The sequence below is a fragment of the Nocardioides sp. zg-1228 genome (genome assembly GCF_017086465.1).
In the GTDB taxonomy this organism is placed as follows: Bacteria; Actinomycetota; Actinomycetes; order Propionibacteriales; family Nocardioidaceae; genus Nocardioides.
In genome coordinates, this window is record NZ_CP070961.1 from 551,432 (window position 1) to 566,265 (window position 14,834).

General features: G+C 74.1%; 16 protein-coding genes. 12 read left to right on the forward strand and 4 right to left on the reverse strand.

Going from position 1 to position 14,834, the window contains the following annotated elements; genetic code table 11:
• The first annotated feature begins 16 nt into the window (after window positions 1–16).
• The 4 genes from JX575_RS02630 to JX575_RS02645 all read left to right on the forward strand — a co-directional run bounded on the left by JX575_RS02630 (window position 17) and on the right by JX575_RS02645 (window position 2,652).
• On the forward strand, window positions 17–223 hold the full coding sequence (locus JX575_RS02630; protein WP_186340132.1) for a helix-turn-helix domain-containing protein: 207 nt from the start codon (window positions 17–19) through the stop codon (window positions 221–223).
• Between the two features lie 109 nt (window positions 224–332).
• Entirely contained in the window at window positions 333–434 is a 102-nt protein-coding gene (locus tag JX575_RS02635) for an AURKAIP1/COX24 domain-containing protein (protein WP_008356322.1), read from the forward strand.
• 12 nt (window positions 435–446) lie between these two features.
• Entirely contained in the window at window positions 447–1,412 is a 966-nt protein-coding gene (locus JX575_RS02640) for an SDR family oxidoreductase (protein ID WP_186340133.1), read from the forward strand.
• Window position 1,413: 1 nt separating this feature from the next.
• Window positions 1,414–2,652 (forward strand): lysophospholipid acyltransferase family protein, encoded by a 1,239-nt coding sequence (locus tag JX575_RS02645; RefSeq protein ID WP_206054492.1) that lies wholly within the window; start codon window positions 1,414–1,416, stop codon window positions 2,650–2,652.
• Here JX575_RS02645 and JX575_RS02650 read toward each other — a convergent pair.
• From JX575_RS02650 to JX575_RS02660, 3 genes are all read right to left on the reverse strand, one after another.
• Complete coding sequence (locus JX575_RS02650) at window positions 2,649–3,944, reverse strand: DUF5667 domain-containing protein (RefSeq protein WP_186340134.1); 1,296 nt, start codon at window positions 3,942–3,944, stop codon at window positions 2,649–2,651. The genes JX575_RS02645 and JX575_RS02650 overlap by 4 nt on opposite strands.
• A 79-nt stretch (window positions 3,945–4,023) precedes the next feature.
• A complete protein-coding gene (locus JX575_RS02655) occupies window positions 4,024–4,794 on the reverse strand; it encodes a sigma-70 family RNA polymerase sigma factor (RefSeq protein WP_186340135.1) in 771 nt (256 codons plus the stop codon).
• A 128-nt stretch (window positions 4,795–4,922) separates the two neighbouring features.
• Window positions 4,923–5,807: an HAD-IB family hydrolase gene (locus tag JX575_RS02660; protein ID WP_186340136.1), complete on the reverse strand. Its 885-nt coding sequence runs from the start codon at window positions 5,805–5,807 to the stop codon at window positions 4,923–4,925.
• A gap of 31 nt (window positions 5,808–5,838) precedes the next feature.
• On the opposite strand from JX575_RS02660, the gene JX575_RS02665 reads away from it, so the two are divergent.
• The 3 genes from JX575_RS02665 to JX575_RS02675 all read left to right on the forward strand — a co-directional run bounded on the left by JX575_RS02665 (window position 5,839) and on the right by JX575_RS02675 (window position 8,785).
• A complete protein-coding gene (locus JX575_RS02665; RefSeq protein WP_186340137.1) occupies window positions 5,839–7,398 on the forward strand; it encodes an AMP-binding protein in 1,560 nt (519 codons plus the stop codon).
• Window positions 7,395–7,637 (forward strand): glutaredoxin family protein, encoded by a 243-nt coding sequence (locus tag JX575_RS02670; protein WP_186340138.1) that lies wholly within the window; start codon window positions 7,395–7,397, stop codon window positions 7,635–7,637. The genes JX575_RS02665 and JX575_RS02670 overlap by 4 nt, the downstream gene beginning before the upstream one ends.
• A gap of 176 nt (window positions 7,638–7,813) precedes the next feature.
• Window positions 7,814–8,785, forward strand: a complete 972-nt coding sequence (locus JX575_RS02675; RefSeq protein ID WP_186340139.1) for an MsnO8 family LLM class oxidoreductase — start codon at window positions 7,814–7,816, stop codon at window positions 8,783–8,785.
• Window positions 8,786–9,483: 698 nt separating this feature from the next.
• Here the strand turns inward: JX575_RS02675 and JX575_RS02680 are convergent.
• On the reverse strand, window positions 9,484–9,696 hold the full coding sequence (locus tag JX575_RS02680) for a hypothetical protein (protein WP_186340140.1): 213 nt from the start codon (window positions 9,694–9,696) through the stop codon (window positions 9,484–9,486).
• Between the two features lie 17 nt (window positions 9,697–9,713).
• Between JX575_RS02680 and JX575_RS02685 the strand changes: the two genes are divergently transcribed.
• The 5 genes from JX575_RS02685 to JX575_RS02705 all read left to right on the forward strand — a co-directional run bounded on the left by JX575_RS02685 (window position 9,714) and on the right by JX575_RS02705 (window position 14,796).
• Window positions 9,714–9,977 (forward strand): nucleotide disphospho-sugar-binding domain-containing protein, encoded by a 264-nt coding sequence (locus JX575_RS02685; RefSeq protein ID WP_186340141.1) that lies wholly within the window; start codon window positions 9,714–9,716, stop codon window positions 9,975–9,977.
• A gap of 194 nt (window positions 9,978–10,171) precedes the next feature.
• The gene (locus tag JX575_RS02690; RefSeq protein WP_186340142.1) at window positions 10,172–10,846 is read left to right on the forward strand and encodes a redox-sensing transcriptional repressor Rex; all 675 of its coding nucleotides are present in this window, start codon (window positions 10,172–10,174) and stop codon (window positions 10,844–10,846) included.
• Entirely contained in the window at window positions 10,843–12,129 is a 1,287-nt protein-coding gene (locus tag JX575_RS02695) for a glutamyl-tRNA reductase (RefSeq protein ID WP_186340143.1), read from the forward strand. The genes JX575_RS02690 and JX575_RS02695 overlap by 4 nt, the downstream gene beginning before the upstream one ends.
• Window positions 12,130–12,190: 61 nt before the next feature.
• Entirely contained in the window at window positions 12,191–13,147 is a 957-nt protein-coding gene (gene hemC / locus JX575_RS02700) for a hydroxymethylbilane synthase (RefSeq protein WP_186340144.1), read from the forward strand.
• Entirely contained in the window at window positions 13,144–14,796 is a 1,653-nt protein-coding gene (locus tag JX575_RS02705; protein WP_186340145.1) for a uroporphyrinogen-III synthase, read from the forward strand. Before hemC ends, JX575_RS02705 begins: the two co-directional genes overlap by 4 nt.
• The last annotated feature ends 38 nt before the right edge of the window (window positions 14,797–14,834 follow it).

Consider the following 14,834-nt stretch of genomic DNA (forward strand, 5'->3'; position numbering starts at 1 on the left):
GATCGGTGCACACACGATGGCTGACAACACCCCAGGCGACCTCTCCGAGGCGCATTTCCTGACCATCGCCGAGGTCGCGGCCCGCATGCGGGTCTCGAAGATGACGGTCTACCGGCTCGTGCACGGGGGTGAGCTCCCCGCCGTCCGCGTGGGCCGCTCGTTCCGCGTCCGCGAGGACGACGTCAACGACTACCTCCGCAAGAGCTTCTACAACGCCGGCTGAGCCGCCGGATCCACGGGTCCGACTCGATTCCGCGGTCCTCGCACCCGGCAAGTAGGGTGTGCGGGTCCGACCGACGCACACGTCGGTCGCAAGGAAAGGTCTGAATCACGTGGGTTCTGTCATCAAGAAGCGGCGCAAGCGCATGGCCAAGAAGAAGCACCGCAAGCTTCTCAAGAAGACGCGCGTCCAGCGGCGCAAGCTCGGCAAGTAACACCCCTCGACCATGGGGCGGGTCGTGCTGGTCACCGGGATCTCCCGGGACATCGGGCGACGATTCGCGCGCGCCGCGGCTGCCGACCCGTCCATCGATCGAGTCATCGGCGTGGACGCCGTCCCGCCGCGTGGTGACATCGGCGACGTCTCGTTCGTCCGGGCTGACATCCGCAACCCGGTCATCGCCAAGGTCATCGCCAAGGAGGACGTCGACACCGTCGTCCACATGAGCCTGATCGCCACGCCCGGCTCCGCCGGCGGGCGGGGGACGATGAAGGAGCTCAACGTCATCGGCTCCATGCAGCTGCTCGCTGCGTGCCAGAAGTCGGCGACCGTCGAGCGGCTGGTCGTGAAGTCGACGACCACCGTCTACGGCTCAGGTCCCCGCGACCCGGCGATGTTCACCGAGGACATGGGGCCCAAGCGCCTGCCCTCGTCGGGCTACGGCAAGGACGTCTACGAGATCGAGGGCTACGTGCGCGGCTTCGCCCGCCGACGTCCCGACGTCGACGTCACGATGATCCGGGCGGCCAACGTCGTGGGCCCCCACGTCACCAGCCCGCTCACCGGCTACTTCCGGCTGCCCGTGATCCCGCGGGTGCTGGGCTTCGACCCCCGCCTGCAGCTGCTGCACGAGGACGACCTGATGCGGGTGCTGCGCCACGCGGCGACCAGCGGCATCCCCGGCACCTTCAACGTCGCCGGCGACGGGGTGATGACGCTGAGCCAGGCCGTACGCCGCCTCGGCAAGCCGTCGGTCGCCCTGCCGGGCTTCGCCGTCGGACGGCTCGGCGCCACCATGCGACAGGCCCGCGTCTCGGACTTCTCCCCCGAGCAGCTGGGGTTCCTCACCTACGGTCGAGGGGTGGACACCACCCGGATGCGCACCGAGCTGGGCTTCGAGCCGCGCTTCACCACGGCCGAGGCGTTCGCCGACTTCTGCCGCGAGCTGGTGCCCGCGCGGGAAGGGGCCTGACGTGCCCGAGGAAGCCCGGCGCCCCGCCGGCGACGACGCCGTCGTCATCCCGATCGGCACCGGCGGCCGACCCGGCCGCGGCACCGGCCGCGCCCGGCCGTCCTCGGCCGCGCGCGACCTGGCCCCGTCCCCGCGCAGGTCCGGCGGGAGCGGGACGGCCGGCAAGCCGACGGGCAAGGCGGCGGGCAAGGCGGCGGGCAAGGCGGCGGGCAAGGCGGCGGGCAAGGCGACGCCCGGCCCGGAGCACGCGGCGGGCGCCGCCGCCAGCGCCCCGGGTGACGAGCCACGCGGTGCGGCGACCGGGGCCGACGAGCCCGCCGAGGCCCCGACCACCGGGATCCCGCTCGGCGACTGGGTGGCGGCGTTCCAGGGCGCGGCCCACGAGGTCTTCGGCGCCGACTGGGAGCGACGCCTCGCCGAGCTGATGGCGTTCTGCCGCCGGCGCCTCGAGGGCGACTACGAGGTCGACGACTACGGCTTCGACAGCGAGCTGACCGAGCGGTTCTTCATGGCCGCGCTGCGCCCGGTGGCGGAGAAGTGGTTCCGGCTCGAGGTGCGCGGGCTCGACAACCTGCCCACCGAGGGCGGTGCGCTCGTGGTCTCCAACCACTCCGGCACGGTGCCCCTCGACGGGCTGATGACGATGCTGACCGTGCACGACCGCACCGGCCGGTTCCTGCGCCCGCTCGGGGCCGACCTGCTCTTCCGGCTGCCGTTCGTCAGCTCGCTGGCACGCAAGGGCGGCGCCACCCTCGCCTGCACCGAGGACGCGGAGCGGATGCTGTCCGGCGGCGAGCTCGTCGGGGTCTGGCCGGAGGGCTTCAAGGGCATCGGCAAGCCGTTCAGCGAGCGCTACCGGCTCCAGCGCTTCGGGCGCGGCGGGTTCGTCTCGGCGGCGCTGCGCACCGGCGTGCCGATCATCCCGCTGTCGGTGGTCGGCGCCGAGGAGATCTACCCCATGGTCGGCAACGTGCCGTCGCTGGCGCGGCTCCTCGGGCTGCCCTACATCCCGATCACGCCGTTCTTCCCGTGGCTGGGCCCGCTCGGCCTGGTGCCGCTGCCCTCCAAGTGGATCCTGGAGTTCGGTGAGCCGATCCGCACCGACGCCTACGAGCCGGGCGAGGCCGATGACCCGATGCTGGTCTTCAACGTCACCGACCAGGTGCGCGAGACCATCCAGCACACGCTGTTCAGCCTGCTCCGCGAGCGCGGCGGCGTCTTCGGCCAGGAGCCCGGCTAGGGCAACAGCCCGCCGGTCGCGTTGCCGAGCGTGCCGCCGGTGAGCCCGTCGAGGGTGCCGGTGACCTCGCCGATGAGCCCGCCGGTGGCGTCGTCGACGCCGGAGGTGAGCCCGCCCAGGGCGCCGCCCGTGGCGTCGTCGAGCTGGCCGGTGAGGGCGCCGGTGGTGTCGGTGAGGCTGTCGGTCGTGTCGGTGAGCGGGTCGGGGATGCCGTCGGTGGGGTCCTTGACCGGCCTGGTCGGCTCCGGCTTGGTCGGCTCCGGCGTGGTGGGGTCGGTGCCGGTCGGGACGGTGCCGGTCGGGACGGGCAGCGAGGGGGTCGGCGTCGGCCTGACCGAGGTCGAGGGACCGGGCGTCGGCACGCCCTGCTGCGGGTCGAGCGCCTCGGGCACCCGGATCCCGGTGAGGTCCTGTCCGGAGATCGGGGCGCCCTCGAGGCTCAGGTCGTCGACGTCGAGGCCGGCGACCAGGTCGTCGAGGGTGCTGGTGAGGAGGAACTCCGGCGTGGTGGTGATGCCGCCCGCGCAGCCGCGGCAGGTGGTGCTGACCTCCAGGTCGAGGTCGGCGAGGGTGCGTCCGGCGGCCAGCAGGGCGTCGCGGGCGCTGGCGGGCAGCTCTCCGTCGAGCCGCTCGAGCCGCTCCATGCTCGTGACGGTGAAGTCGCGGGCGAGCTGCGCGTCGCGGTCGCTGCCGGTGTCCTCGTAGGCCGACAGCAGGCTGCGCACGCCCTCGCTCGACTGGTCGGTGAACGCGTCGAGGGTGTCGGGGACGAGCCGGTCGCGACCGGCCGCGTCGCCGGCGGCGAGCTCCTCGACCTCGGCGAGCCGGGTCCTGGCCTGGGCGAGGAGGGCCCGGCCACGGCCGGCGTCGTCGTCGGCGAGACGCACCTGGGCCGACTCGATCCCGCGCTTGACGCCGTAGAGCGACTCGCCCGGCAGGGCGGACTGGGCAGCGACGGCCATCGTGGCCGCGGAGCCGACGAGGGCGGCCCCGCCGAGCAGGGCACCCACGGTGCGGCGGCGCGTGCGCGACGGGGCGGGCATCGCCAGTCGCTCGGGTGCCGCGGGCGGCCCGGCGAGGACGGTGTCGGCCTCGGCCATCAGGCGCTCGCGCAGCGCCGCGACGAACTCGGGCCTCGGCTCCACCGGTGGCACGTCGCGCAGGTCGGCGACGACGTCGAGCAGCGGGGCGTACTGCCGGGCCTCACGCTCGGTGAGCTCGCGGCCGGCGTCACGCGACAGGAGCGCCTCGAACTCGTCGGCGCGCCGACGAGTCGGGAAGGCGGGCGTCATCACGGTCGTCCTGTCTCACTGCTGGCCGGTCCTCCCAGAGGGGGGAACGAGCCAGGAGGGGCCGGGGTTACGCGGCGGGTCATGGGTCCCGCATCCCCTCTGGCATCAGCTTGGCCAGGTTGCGCACGCCGCGCAGCTGCAGCTGCTTGACCGCGCCGTCGGAGCGGCCCAGGGCCAGTGCGGTCTCGGCGACCGTGAAGCCCTGCAGGAACCGCAGGACGAGGCACTCGCGCTGGTCGGTGGGCAGCTCGGCGAGCGCCTCGAGGAGCACCTCGTTGGTGAGGCTCGCCAGCACCGCGCCCTCGGGACCCTCGGTGGCGTCGTCGTGCGGGGTCATGTCCTCGGTGGTCATCTCGAGGCGGGTGCGCCCGGCCTTGAAGTGGTCGGTGGTGAGGTTGCGCGCGATCGTCATCAGCCAGGCGCCGAAGTCCTTGCCCTGCCAGCGGAAGCTGGTGATGCTGCGCAGCGCGCGCAGGAAGGTCTCCGAGGCGAGGTCCTCGGCGAGCGTCTGGGAGCGGGTGCGGTGGTGGAGGAACCGGTAGACCGAGGCCTGGTAGTGGTCGTAGAGGAGGCCGAACGCCTCCTTGTCGCCCGAGCGCGCGAGCTCCACCAGCGCGATCAGGCGCTCGCGGTCGGCCTCGTCGCCCTCCGAGGACGCGGCCCGGTCCTCGTCGCCCACGCGTCCGGGTCCGCCGGAGGAGCCGCCCAGCGAGTCGCCGGAGGGGCCGCCGACCGAGGCACCCCGCGCGGCCGTCTCGGAGAGCAGGACGCGACCCGTGGGGCGACCGGCGGGTTGGAGGGCCGGGGACGCGGCGAGGGCGGCGAGGACCGCGCGCCGGAGCGCGGCCATGCCTTCGTCGAAGGCATGCGGTAGGTCGTTCGTCGACCGCATGCGGTGTCCCCTCCCGGTCGCAGCGAGTCCCACGATAGGTCGCTGCGGGGGTGTTGGGAACCCGCGGGCAACTGCCGGTTACCGGGTCACGACGCGCGGCGTCCGCGCAGGCCGACACCGGCGGCTACGGCGCCCGTGACGGCACCCGCGGCCGCTGCGCCCAGGAGTCCGGCGCGGGCGGCCTTGCGGCCGGTGCGGTAGTCGTGGACGCGCCAGCCGTGGGCCCTGGCGTGGGTGCGCAGGCGGGCGTCGGGGTTGATGGCGCACGGGTCGCCGACCAGCGACAGCATCGGGAGGTCGTTGCTGGAGTCGGAGTAGGCCGAGCAGCGGGCGAGGTCGAGGCCCTCGCGCACGGCCAGCGCCCGGATCGCCTCGGCCTTGGCGGGGCCGTGCAGCAGGTCGCCGACGAGCCGGCCGGTGTAGACGCCGTCGACGTGCTCGGCGACCGTGCCCATCGCGCCGGTGAGCCCGAGCCGCCGGGCGATGACGCTGGCGATCTCGATCGGCGCCGCGGTCACCAGCCACACCCGCTGGCCCTCGTCGAGGTGGAGCTGGGCCAGGGCGCGCGTGCCCGGCCAGATGCGGTGCGCCATGCCCTCCTCGAAGATCTCCTCGGTGAGCTCCTCGAGCTCGGCGGTGGTGTGGCCGGCGATGAAGGACAGCGCCGAGGCACGCGCCTCCGCGACGTGCTCGGGGTCCTCGATGCCGGCGACGCGGAAGTAGGCCTGCTTCCACGCGGCCGAGGCGATCTCGCGGGTGGTGAAGAACTGGCGGCGGTAGAGGCCGCGGGCGAGGTGGAAGATGCTCGCGCCCTGCATCACCGTGTTGTCCACGTCGAAGAACGCCGCCGCGGTGGGGTCGAGCGGGGTGAGGAGCGCGTTCTCGACGTCGGCCGAGGCCGCCGCGGCCTCGCCCGCGAGGGCCGAGCGCTGCTGCAGGTTGAGGCGCCGGGATCGCTCGGACGGGGTCACCCGGCCAGCCTAGCTGTGGAAGGATCGGTGCATGCCGCGCGACGACATCTCCGCGTTGGTGGCCGAGGCAGCCGCCGACGTCCCCGACCGGCAGGCCCTCGTGGAGAGCGGCGGACGCTCCCTCACGTGGTCACGGCTCGAGGACGAGGTCGGCCGCATCGCGACCGGCCTGGGAGCCAGGGGCATCCGCGCCGGCCAGCGGGTGATGATCGCGGTCGGCAACCGCATCGAGTTCGTCACGACCTACCTCGGCGTGCTGCGGGCGCAGGTCGTCGCCGTACCGGTCAACCCGCGGTCGACGGCCGGCGAGCTCGCCCGGATGGTCGCCGACTCCGGCACCCGGCTGCTGGTGACCGACGAGACCGCGCTCGACGTGGTACGCGAGGCGCTGGCCGGGCTCGACCCCGAGCTCGCCAGGCCGCTGGTCGTGGTCACGGGCGCCGCGCCCGGCGACGGCGAGGTGGCCTTCGATGACCTCCGCGCCGACGTCGTACGCCCCGTCCCGCCGCTGCCGGACCCCGAGAAGCTCGCCGCCCTGCTCTACACGGGCGGCACCTCGGACCTCCCGCGGGCCGCGATGCTCAGCCACCGGGCGCTGCTGGCCAACATCGAGCAGGTCGCGGCCGTCGAGCCGCCCATGATGCACGGCGACGACGTGGTGCTCGGCGTGCTCCCGCTCTTCCACGTCTACGGGCTCAACGCGGTGCTCGGCGGGGTGCTGCGCCACCGGGCGCGGCTGCTGCTGGTCGAGCGGTTCGAGCCGCAGGCCGTGCTCGACCTCATCGACGACGAGGCCTGCAGCGTGGTGCCCGTCGCCCCGCCCGTCTTCGCGCGCTGGCTGCCCGACGAGCACCTGCGCGAGCGGCTCGGCCCGGTCCGGCTCGTGCTCTCCGGCTCGGCGCCGCTCGAGGCGGCGGTGGTCGAGGAGTTCACCTCCGTCACCGGGATCCCGGTGCACCAGGGCTACGGGCTCACCGAGGCCGCGCCGGTGGTGACCAGCACGTTGTGCAGCCGCGACCCGCGTCCCGGGTCGCTCGGTGCGGCGCTGCCGGGCATCGAGCTGCGGCTGGTCGACGAGACCTGGGGGCAGGTCGAGGGCGAGGACCCCGGCGAGATCCAGGTGCGCGGCGCCAACCTCTTCAGCGGCTACTGGCCCGACGGCGCCGACGGCCCCGACGAGGAGGGGTGGTTCGGCACGGGCGACGTCGGCTTCCTCGACGCCGACGGTGACCTCTTCCTCGTCGACCGCATCAACGACCTCGTCATCGTCAGCGGGTTCAACGTCTACCCGACCGAGGTCGAGGACGTCCTGCGTGAGGTCGACGGCGTCGCCGACGCCGCGGTCATCGGCGTGCCCGACGAGACGACCGGTGAGGCCGTCGTGGCCTACGTGGTCGCGTCCGCCGACGCCGAAGCGCCCGCCGACCTCGAGCACGCCGTCCGCTCCCACGCCGAGGAGCGGCTCGCGCGCTTCAAGCAGCCCTCCCGCGTCGAGGTCGTCGAGGCGCTGCCCGTCACGCTGACCGGCGCGGTGCAGAAGGGCCGGCTGCGCACCCTCGAGCGACGTCGTACGCGGGGGCTGCTCGCGTGACGGCCCCCCGCGTCACCCTCTACACCCGTCCCGGCTGCCACCTGTGCGACGACGCCCGCGAGGTGATCGCCCGCGTCTGCGCCGACGTCGGCGAGTCCTTCGAGGAGGTCGACATCACCACCGACGGCGACCTCGAGGACCGCTTCAGCGAGGACATCCCGGTGACCTTCGTCGACGGCCGGCAGCACGACTTCTGGCGGGTCGACGAGACGCGCCTCCGCGCCGCCCTCGGGGCCTGACCCGATCTGTCGCGCCCGCTGGGTCGCCTGATCTGTCGGAGTCCCCGCTCGAGCGGGGACTCCGACAGGACCGTGGAGCATCCGAGCCACCAGGTGGCGTGGAACTGCCACGATCTCCGCGAGGGCGCCGTTCCGGCCGGGGGAAGCGGATCGGGGCGCCGCGTGTTGGGGGAGGGGTGAGGCTCTCCCTCCTCGACCGCTCCCGGACCCGCCGCGGGCTGCCCGACTCCGCCGCGATCGACGCCACGGTCGAGCGGGCGGTGGCGGCCGAGCGGCTCGGCTACGACCGGTTCTGGGTGGCCGAGCACCACGGCGTGCCCGGGATCGCGTCGGGGTCGCCGGCCGTCCTGCTGGCGGCGATCGGGGCGCGCACCACCCGGATCCGGATCGGGTCGGGCGGGGTGATGCTGCCGCTGCACCAGCCCGTCGTGGTGGCCGAGCAGTTCCTCGTCCTCGACGCTCTGCATCCCGGCCGCGTCGACCTCGGGCTCGGCCGCTCGCTGGGCTTCACGCCGCCGGTGCGCCGCGCCCTGCGCCGCGACGTCGAGGACCCCGACACCTTCGAGACCGACCTCGTCGAGCTGCGTCGTCACCTCGACGGCACCGCCGAGGTGACCGCGCGTCCGGCCACCGGCCGGCGGGTGCCGATGCACCTGCTCGCCACCGGTCGGGGACTCGAGGTGGCGGCCCGCCTCGGCCTGCCGGTCGTCGTGGGCGGCCCGATCCTCGACTCCGACGAGCTCGCCGACGCGCTGGCGGCCTACCGCCGCTCGTTCCGCCCGCACGAGGACAGCCGACCTCGGGTGACGGTCGCGCTCGACGTGCTGCTGGCGGACGACGACGCGACCGCGCTTGACCTCGCCCTGCCGGAGGCGTGGGCGATGGCGATGTCGCGCCAGGCGGGCGAGTTCCCGCCGCTCGACAGCGTCGCCGACATCCGCGCCGCCGAGTGGACCAGCCAGGTACGCCGTCGCGTCGAGGCGTCGCTCGCGTGCGCCGTGGCCGGCAGCCCTCACACAGTCCGCCGGCGCATCGAGGAGCTGGCCGAGCGCAGCGGCGCGGACGAGCTGCTGGCCAGCACCTCGACGTACGACCGCGAGGCCCAGCTCGCGTCGGACCGGATCCTGCGCGACGTCGTCGGAGGGTGACAGCGCCGCGCCCGACGCTCGGGCAGGCGGGGCCGTGGGGCGCCTAGGCTCGGCGCCATGCGCCTGCTCGTCACGTTGGTCGGGGGCCCTCGGCCACCTGGCTCCGCTGCTCCCGCTGGCACGCGTGGCGCGCGACGCCGGGCACGAGGTGGCCGTCGCGGGGTCCGGAGGGCTGGTCCCCCAGATCGAGGAGTCCGGTTTCACCGCGTTCGCGAGAGCCCCCAGCCACACCACGACCAGGTGTCCGCGAGCCAGGGGCGCACCCCGCTGGCGGTGATGGACGCCCGCGCGACCGAGCGCGAGTTCGCCGACAACTTCGCCGACCGGGCAGCGCGCCGGATGGCGCTCGCCGTCCCCGACGTGATCCGCGCGTGCGGCCCCGACCTCGTGCTGCGCGACGAGACCGACCTGGGCACGACCGTCGCCGCCGAGCTGCTCGACGTGCCGGTCGCCACCCACCTCGTGCTCGCCGCCGGCCTGCTGCTCCGTCCGGAGCTCGTCGCGCCCCGGCTCGACGCCGTACGCGCCGAGCACGGGCTGGCGCCGGACCCCGGGCTCGCCAGGCTGACCTCGGGACTGGTGCTGAGCGACGCGCCGCCGTCGTTCCGGAGCCCGCAGTCGCCGCTCCGGCTCGAGCCGACCCACTACCGCTCGACCGACGCGCCGTCCGACGACCGGCGCACGGACCGGCCGCGCATCTACGTCACCCTCGGCACGATCTTCAACGCCGCGTCGGGTGATCTCTTCGAGCGCATCCTGGCCGGGCTCGCCACCCTCGGCGTGGACGTCGTGGCCACGGTCGGGCGACGGACCGACCCGGCCGACCTCGGTCCCCAGCCGCCGCACGTGCGGTGGAGCGCTTCGTCGCGCAGCACGAGCTCCTGCCGCACGTCGACCTGGTCGTCTCGCACGGGGGGCGGGGAGCCTGATGGCGACGCTCGCCCACGGGGTGCCGTCGCTGCTCCTGTCCCTGGGGGCCGACCAGCCGCACAACGCCGGGCGCGCCGCCGAGCTGGGCCTCGCCGCCGTGCTCGACGCCTCCACCGTCGGGCCCGCGGAGGTCGCGTCGGCCGCGCGCGAGCTCCTCGCCGACCGAGCGGTGCGGGAGCGGTGCCGCGCCGTCGCCGGGGAGCTGCGCGCCCTGCCCGACACGTCGCTCGCCGTCGCGGCGCTGGAGCGCGCCGCGTCCTGACTCGCGCCACGAGCCGTGCCGGAGGCGCGTCCGTGTAGTGCCTCCGGCACCCGCGCGCAAGTCGGGAGACCCCCGCGTGAGGTGGCTCTTCTCACATGTGGTAGCCCGCACTCCTGCCGTTTTGTTCTCCCGTTCACAAACTCCTACAGTGGCGGGGTCCACGCGAGGTTCGCTGGGACTGGAAAGAAGCAGCTGTGACCGCACGGACCCCCGACTCCTCCCGGGACATTCCCGAGGCGACCGTCGCCAGGCTTCCCGTGTATCTGCGAGCCCTGACCGGCCTTGCCGAGGGCGGCACCACCACCTGCTCCAGCGAGGAGCTCGCGGCGACCGCGGGCGTCAACAGCGCCAAGCTCCGCAAGGACCTGTCCCACCTCGGCAGCTACGGCACCCGCGGCGTGGGCTACGACGTGGAGTACCTCCGCTACCAGATCGCCCGCGAGATCGGCCTGACCCAGGACTGGCCCGTCGTCATCGTCGGCATCGGCAACCTCGGCCACGCCCTGGCCAACTACTCCGGCTTCCGCAGCCGCGGCTTCCGGGTCGTCGCCCTCCTCGACGCCGACACGGCGCGACACGACGAGGTCGTCGCCGGCCTCGAGGTCCGCTCCTTCGAGGACCTCGAGTCGATCGTGTCCGAGAACGCCGTCTCGATCGGTGTCATCGCGACCCCCGCCGTCGCCGCCCAGGCGGTCGCCGACCGGATGGTCGCCGCCGGCATCACCAGCATCCTCAACTTCGCCCCGGCCGTCCTGACGGTGCCCGACGGCGTCGACGTGCGGAAGGTGGACCTCTCCATCGAGCTCCAGATCCTCGCCTACCACGAGCAGCGCAAGTCGGTCACGCCCGGATCGGAGGTCGTGTCGTGAGTGTGCTCGTGGTGGGGATCTCCCACAAGTCCGCCCCGGTCGGGCTCCTCGAGCGGCTCGCCCTCGACGGCGACGGCACGGTCAAGCTGATCGACGACGCGATGGCCGGCGAGCACGTCTCGGAGGCGACGGCCATCGTGACCTGCAACCGCCTCGAGGTCTACGCCGAGGTCGACCGCTTCCACGGCAGCGTGGAGGACCTGTCGGGCCTCCTGGTCGCACGGGCCGAGCAGCCCGCCGAGGCGCTGCTGCCCCACCTCTACGTCCACTACGACGAGGGTGCGGTCTCCCACCTGTTCCAGGTCGCCGCGGGCCTCGACTCGATGGTCGTCGGCGAGGGCCAGATCCTCGGCCAGACCCGTGAGGCGCTGCGCGTCGGGCAGGAGAACGGCACCGTCGGCCCGGCGCTCAACACGCTCTTCCAGCAGGCGCTGCGCGTGGGCAAGCGTGCCCACGCCGAGACCGACATCGACCGTGCCGCCCCCTCTCTGGTCACCGCCGCCCTCGAGCGCAGCTCGGTGTCGGTCGCCGGAGCCCGCACGCTCGTGATCGGCGCCGGCGCGATGGCCTCCCTCGCGGTCGCCCACCTCTCGCGCAGCGGCGCCGCCAGCATCGCGGTGCTCAACCGCACGGCCGGTCGCGCCGACCGGCTCGCCGACGAGTACGGCGCCGCGTCGGTGCCGCTGACGGCCCTCGGCGAGGAGCTGGCCACCGCCGACCTCGTCATCTCGTGCACCGGCGCCCCGGAGCCGCTGGTCCGCCTCGGCGACGTGGTCACCGCGCGCGGCTCGAGCGACCGGCCGCTCACCGTCATCGACCTGGCCCTGCCCCACGACGTCGACCCGTCGCTCGGCGACCTGCCCGGGGTCGAGCTGATCAACCTGGCCGGGCTCGCCGACGAGCTGCGCGGCCTCGAGGCCACCGCCGGCGTCGACGACGTGCGCACCATCGTCGGGCAGGAGATCAGCGCGTTCCTCGCCGTACGACGCCAGGCGAGCGTGACCCCCACCGTGGTCGCCCTCCGCTCGATGGCCACCTCGGTCGTCGACGCCGAGATGGACCGGCTGTCCACCCGACTGCCCGACCTCGACGACGCCACCCGCGCAGAGGTCCTGCACACCGTGCGCCGGGTCGCCGACAAGCTCCTCCACGAGCCCACCGTCCGGGTCAAGGAGCTCGCCGACGCCGAGCCGGCCGTGTCCTACACCGCCGCGCTCGCCGAGCTGTTCCGCCTCGACCCCGAGGCCGTCGACGCCATCTCACGAGCGGAGGGACAGCAGTGAGCACCTCACGACGTTCTTCTCCCCCGCTGCGCTCCCCCGAACGACGCCGCGAGGACCCCGCATGAGCAGCCAGCAGACCCGGCCGCTGCGCCTCGGCACCCGCGCCTCGGCCCTCGCCACCACCCAGTCGGGGCTCGTCGCCGACCTCGTCCGCCGACGGCTCGGCCGCGAGGTCGAGCTCGTCGAGGTCTCCACCGAGGGTGACCGCAGCGCGGCCCCGCTCGCCCAGATGGGCGGCACGGGTGTGTTCGTCAGCGCCCTGCGCGACGCCCTCCTCGACGGACGTGTCGACTTCGCGGTGCACTCGCTCAAGGACCTGCCCACCACCCCCGCCGACGGCATCGCCCTGGCCGCGATCCCGCCCCGGGAGGACCCCCGCGACGTCGTCGTCGCCCGTGACGGCCTCACCCTGGGCGAGCTGCCGGCCGGCAGCCGCCTCGGCACCGGGTCGCCGCGCCGCGTCAGCCAGCTCGCGGCCCTCGGCCTGGGCCTGGAGCTGGTCGGCATCCGCGGCAACGTCGACACCCGCATCCGCAAGGTCCGCAGCGGCGAGGTCGATGCGATCGTGCTCGCCCGGGCCGGCCTGTCCCGTCTCGGCCGCCTCGACGAGGCCACCGAGGTGCTCGACCCGCTCCAGATGCTGCCGGCACCCGGTCAGGGAGCCCTGGCCGTCGAGTGCCGCTCCGACGACGCCGAGCTGGTCGAGGCGCTGGCACGACTCGACGACCCCGCCACCCGCGCCGCGGTCACGGCCGAGCGCGCGGTCCTGTCCACCCTCGAGGCCGGCTGCTCGGCTCCGCTGGGTGCCCTGGCCGACGTCGTCGAGGGAGAGGCCGGCGAGGAGCTCTGGCTGCGCGCCGTGGCCCTCTCCGAGGACGGCGGCCTCTCCGTGCGCAGGAGCGCCACCGGCCCGGTCGACGAGCCCGCACGACTCGGTACACGCCTCGCGAGCGAGATGCTCGACGAGGGAGCAGCAGACCTGATGGAAGCACCACCAGTGAGGAATCAGCACGCATGACGCGAGTACAGACCCCCCAGGCCAGCACCGCGCCCACCCCGGCCCAGGGTTGGGTGTCGTTCGTCGGCAGCGGACCGGGTGACCCCGGCCTGCTCACGGTGCGCGCCGTGGAGCTCCTCCAGAGTGCCGAGGTGATCGTCACCGAGGCCCCCGAGCACGTCGCCCTGGTCCGTTCGGTCCTCGGCCTCGTCGAGGGCCCGGACGGCTTCGAGGCAGGCCCCGAGATCGTCGACGGCGGCTTCGGCGAGGACGGCCAGCCGCTCACCCACGCCGCCCGCGCCAAGGTCGTGGTGCGCCACGGCAAGAAGCAGCGCGTGGTCCGCCTGATGACCGGCGACCCGTTCCTCTACGCCTCCGGTCCCGAGGAGGCGCAGGCCTGCGTGAAGGCGGGCGTCGGCTTCGAGGTCGTCCCCGGCGTCTCGTCGGTGAGCGCGGTCCCGGCCTACGCCGGCATCCCGCTGACCACCAAGCGCCACCGGGAGATGGCCGTCGTCACCTGCGGCGAGAAGGTCGACTGGAGCGTCTACGCCGACGACCGCACCCTCGTGCTGCTCTCCGGCGTCGGCAGCATCGGCGAGACCGCGGCCGCCCTCGTCGAGGCCGGCCGCTCGCCCGAGACGCCCGTGGCGATGACCCAGGTCGGCACCACGACCGAGCAGCGCACCCTTATCTCCACCCTCGCCAACGTGGCCGCCGACGTGCGGGCCGCCCGCGTCGCGCCGCCGGCGATCACGGTCATCGGCGACGTCGTCGACCTGCGCCAGACGCTGTCGTGGTTCGAGACCAAGCCGCTCTTCGGCTGGCGCGCCCTGGTGCCCCGCACCAAGGAGCAGGCGGGCTCGCTCTCGCGCCGCCTGCGCGAGTACGGCGCCGTGCCCGAGGAGGTGCCGACCATCTCGGTCGAGCCGCCGCGCAACCCGCTCCAGATGGACAAGGCCGTGCGCGGCCTCGTCGAGGGACGCTACGAGTGGATCGCCTTCACCTCGGTCAACGCCGTCAAGGCCGTGCGCGAGAAGTTCGAGGAGTACGGCCTCGACGCCCGCGCGTTCTCCGGGCTGAAGATCGCCGCGGTGGGCGACAAGACCGCCCAGGCGATCGCCGACTGGGGCCTGCGCGCCGACCTGGTGCCGTCCGGTGAGCAGTCCGCCGCCGGCCTGCTCGAGGAGTGGCCGCCCTACGACGAGGTGCTCGACCCGATCAACCGGGTCTTCCTGCCCCGCGCCGACATCGCCACCGAGACCCTCGTGGCCGGCCTGGTCGACCTCGGCTGGGAGTGCGACGACGTCACGGCCTACCGCACGGTGCGCGCCACGCCGCCGCCAGCGCCCGTCCGCGACGCGATCAAGACCGGCAAGTTCGACGCGGTCGTGTTCACCTCGTCCTCCACGGTGCGCAACCTCGTCGGCATCGCCGGCAAGCCGCACCCCTCGACGGTCATCGCGGTCATCGGCCCGCAGACCGCCAAGACCGCGGAGGAGCACGGCCTCCGGGTCGACGTGCTCGCTCCCACGCCCGACGTCGAGGTGCTCGTCGACGCGCTGGCCGACTTCGGTGCCGCCCGGCGCCTGGCGATGGTGGAGGCCGGCGAGCCGGTGACCCGCCCGAGCGAGCGCACCGCGTCCGGGCGCCGCAAGGCCCGCGCCAAGTAGTCGACCGACACCCGCAGCCGCCGCTGGGGAAGGATGGA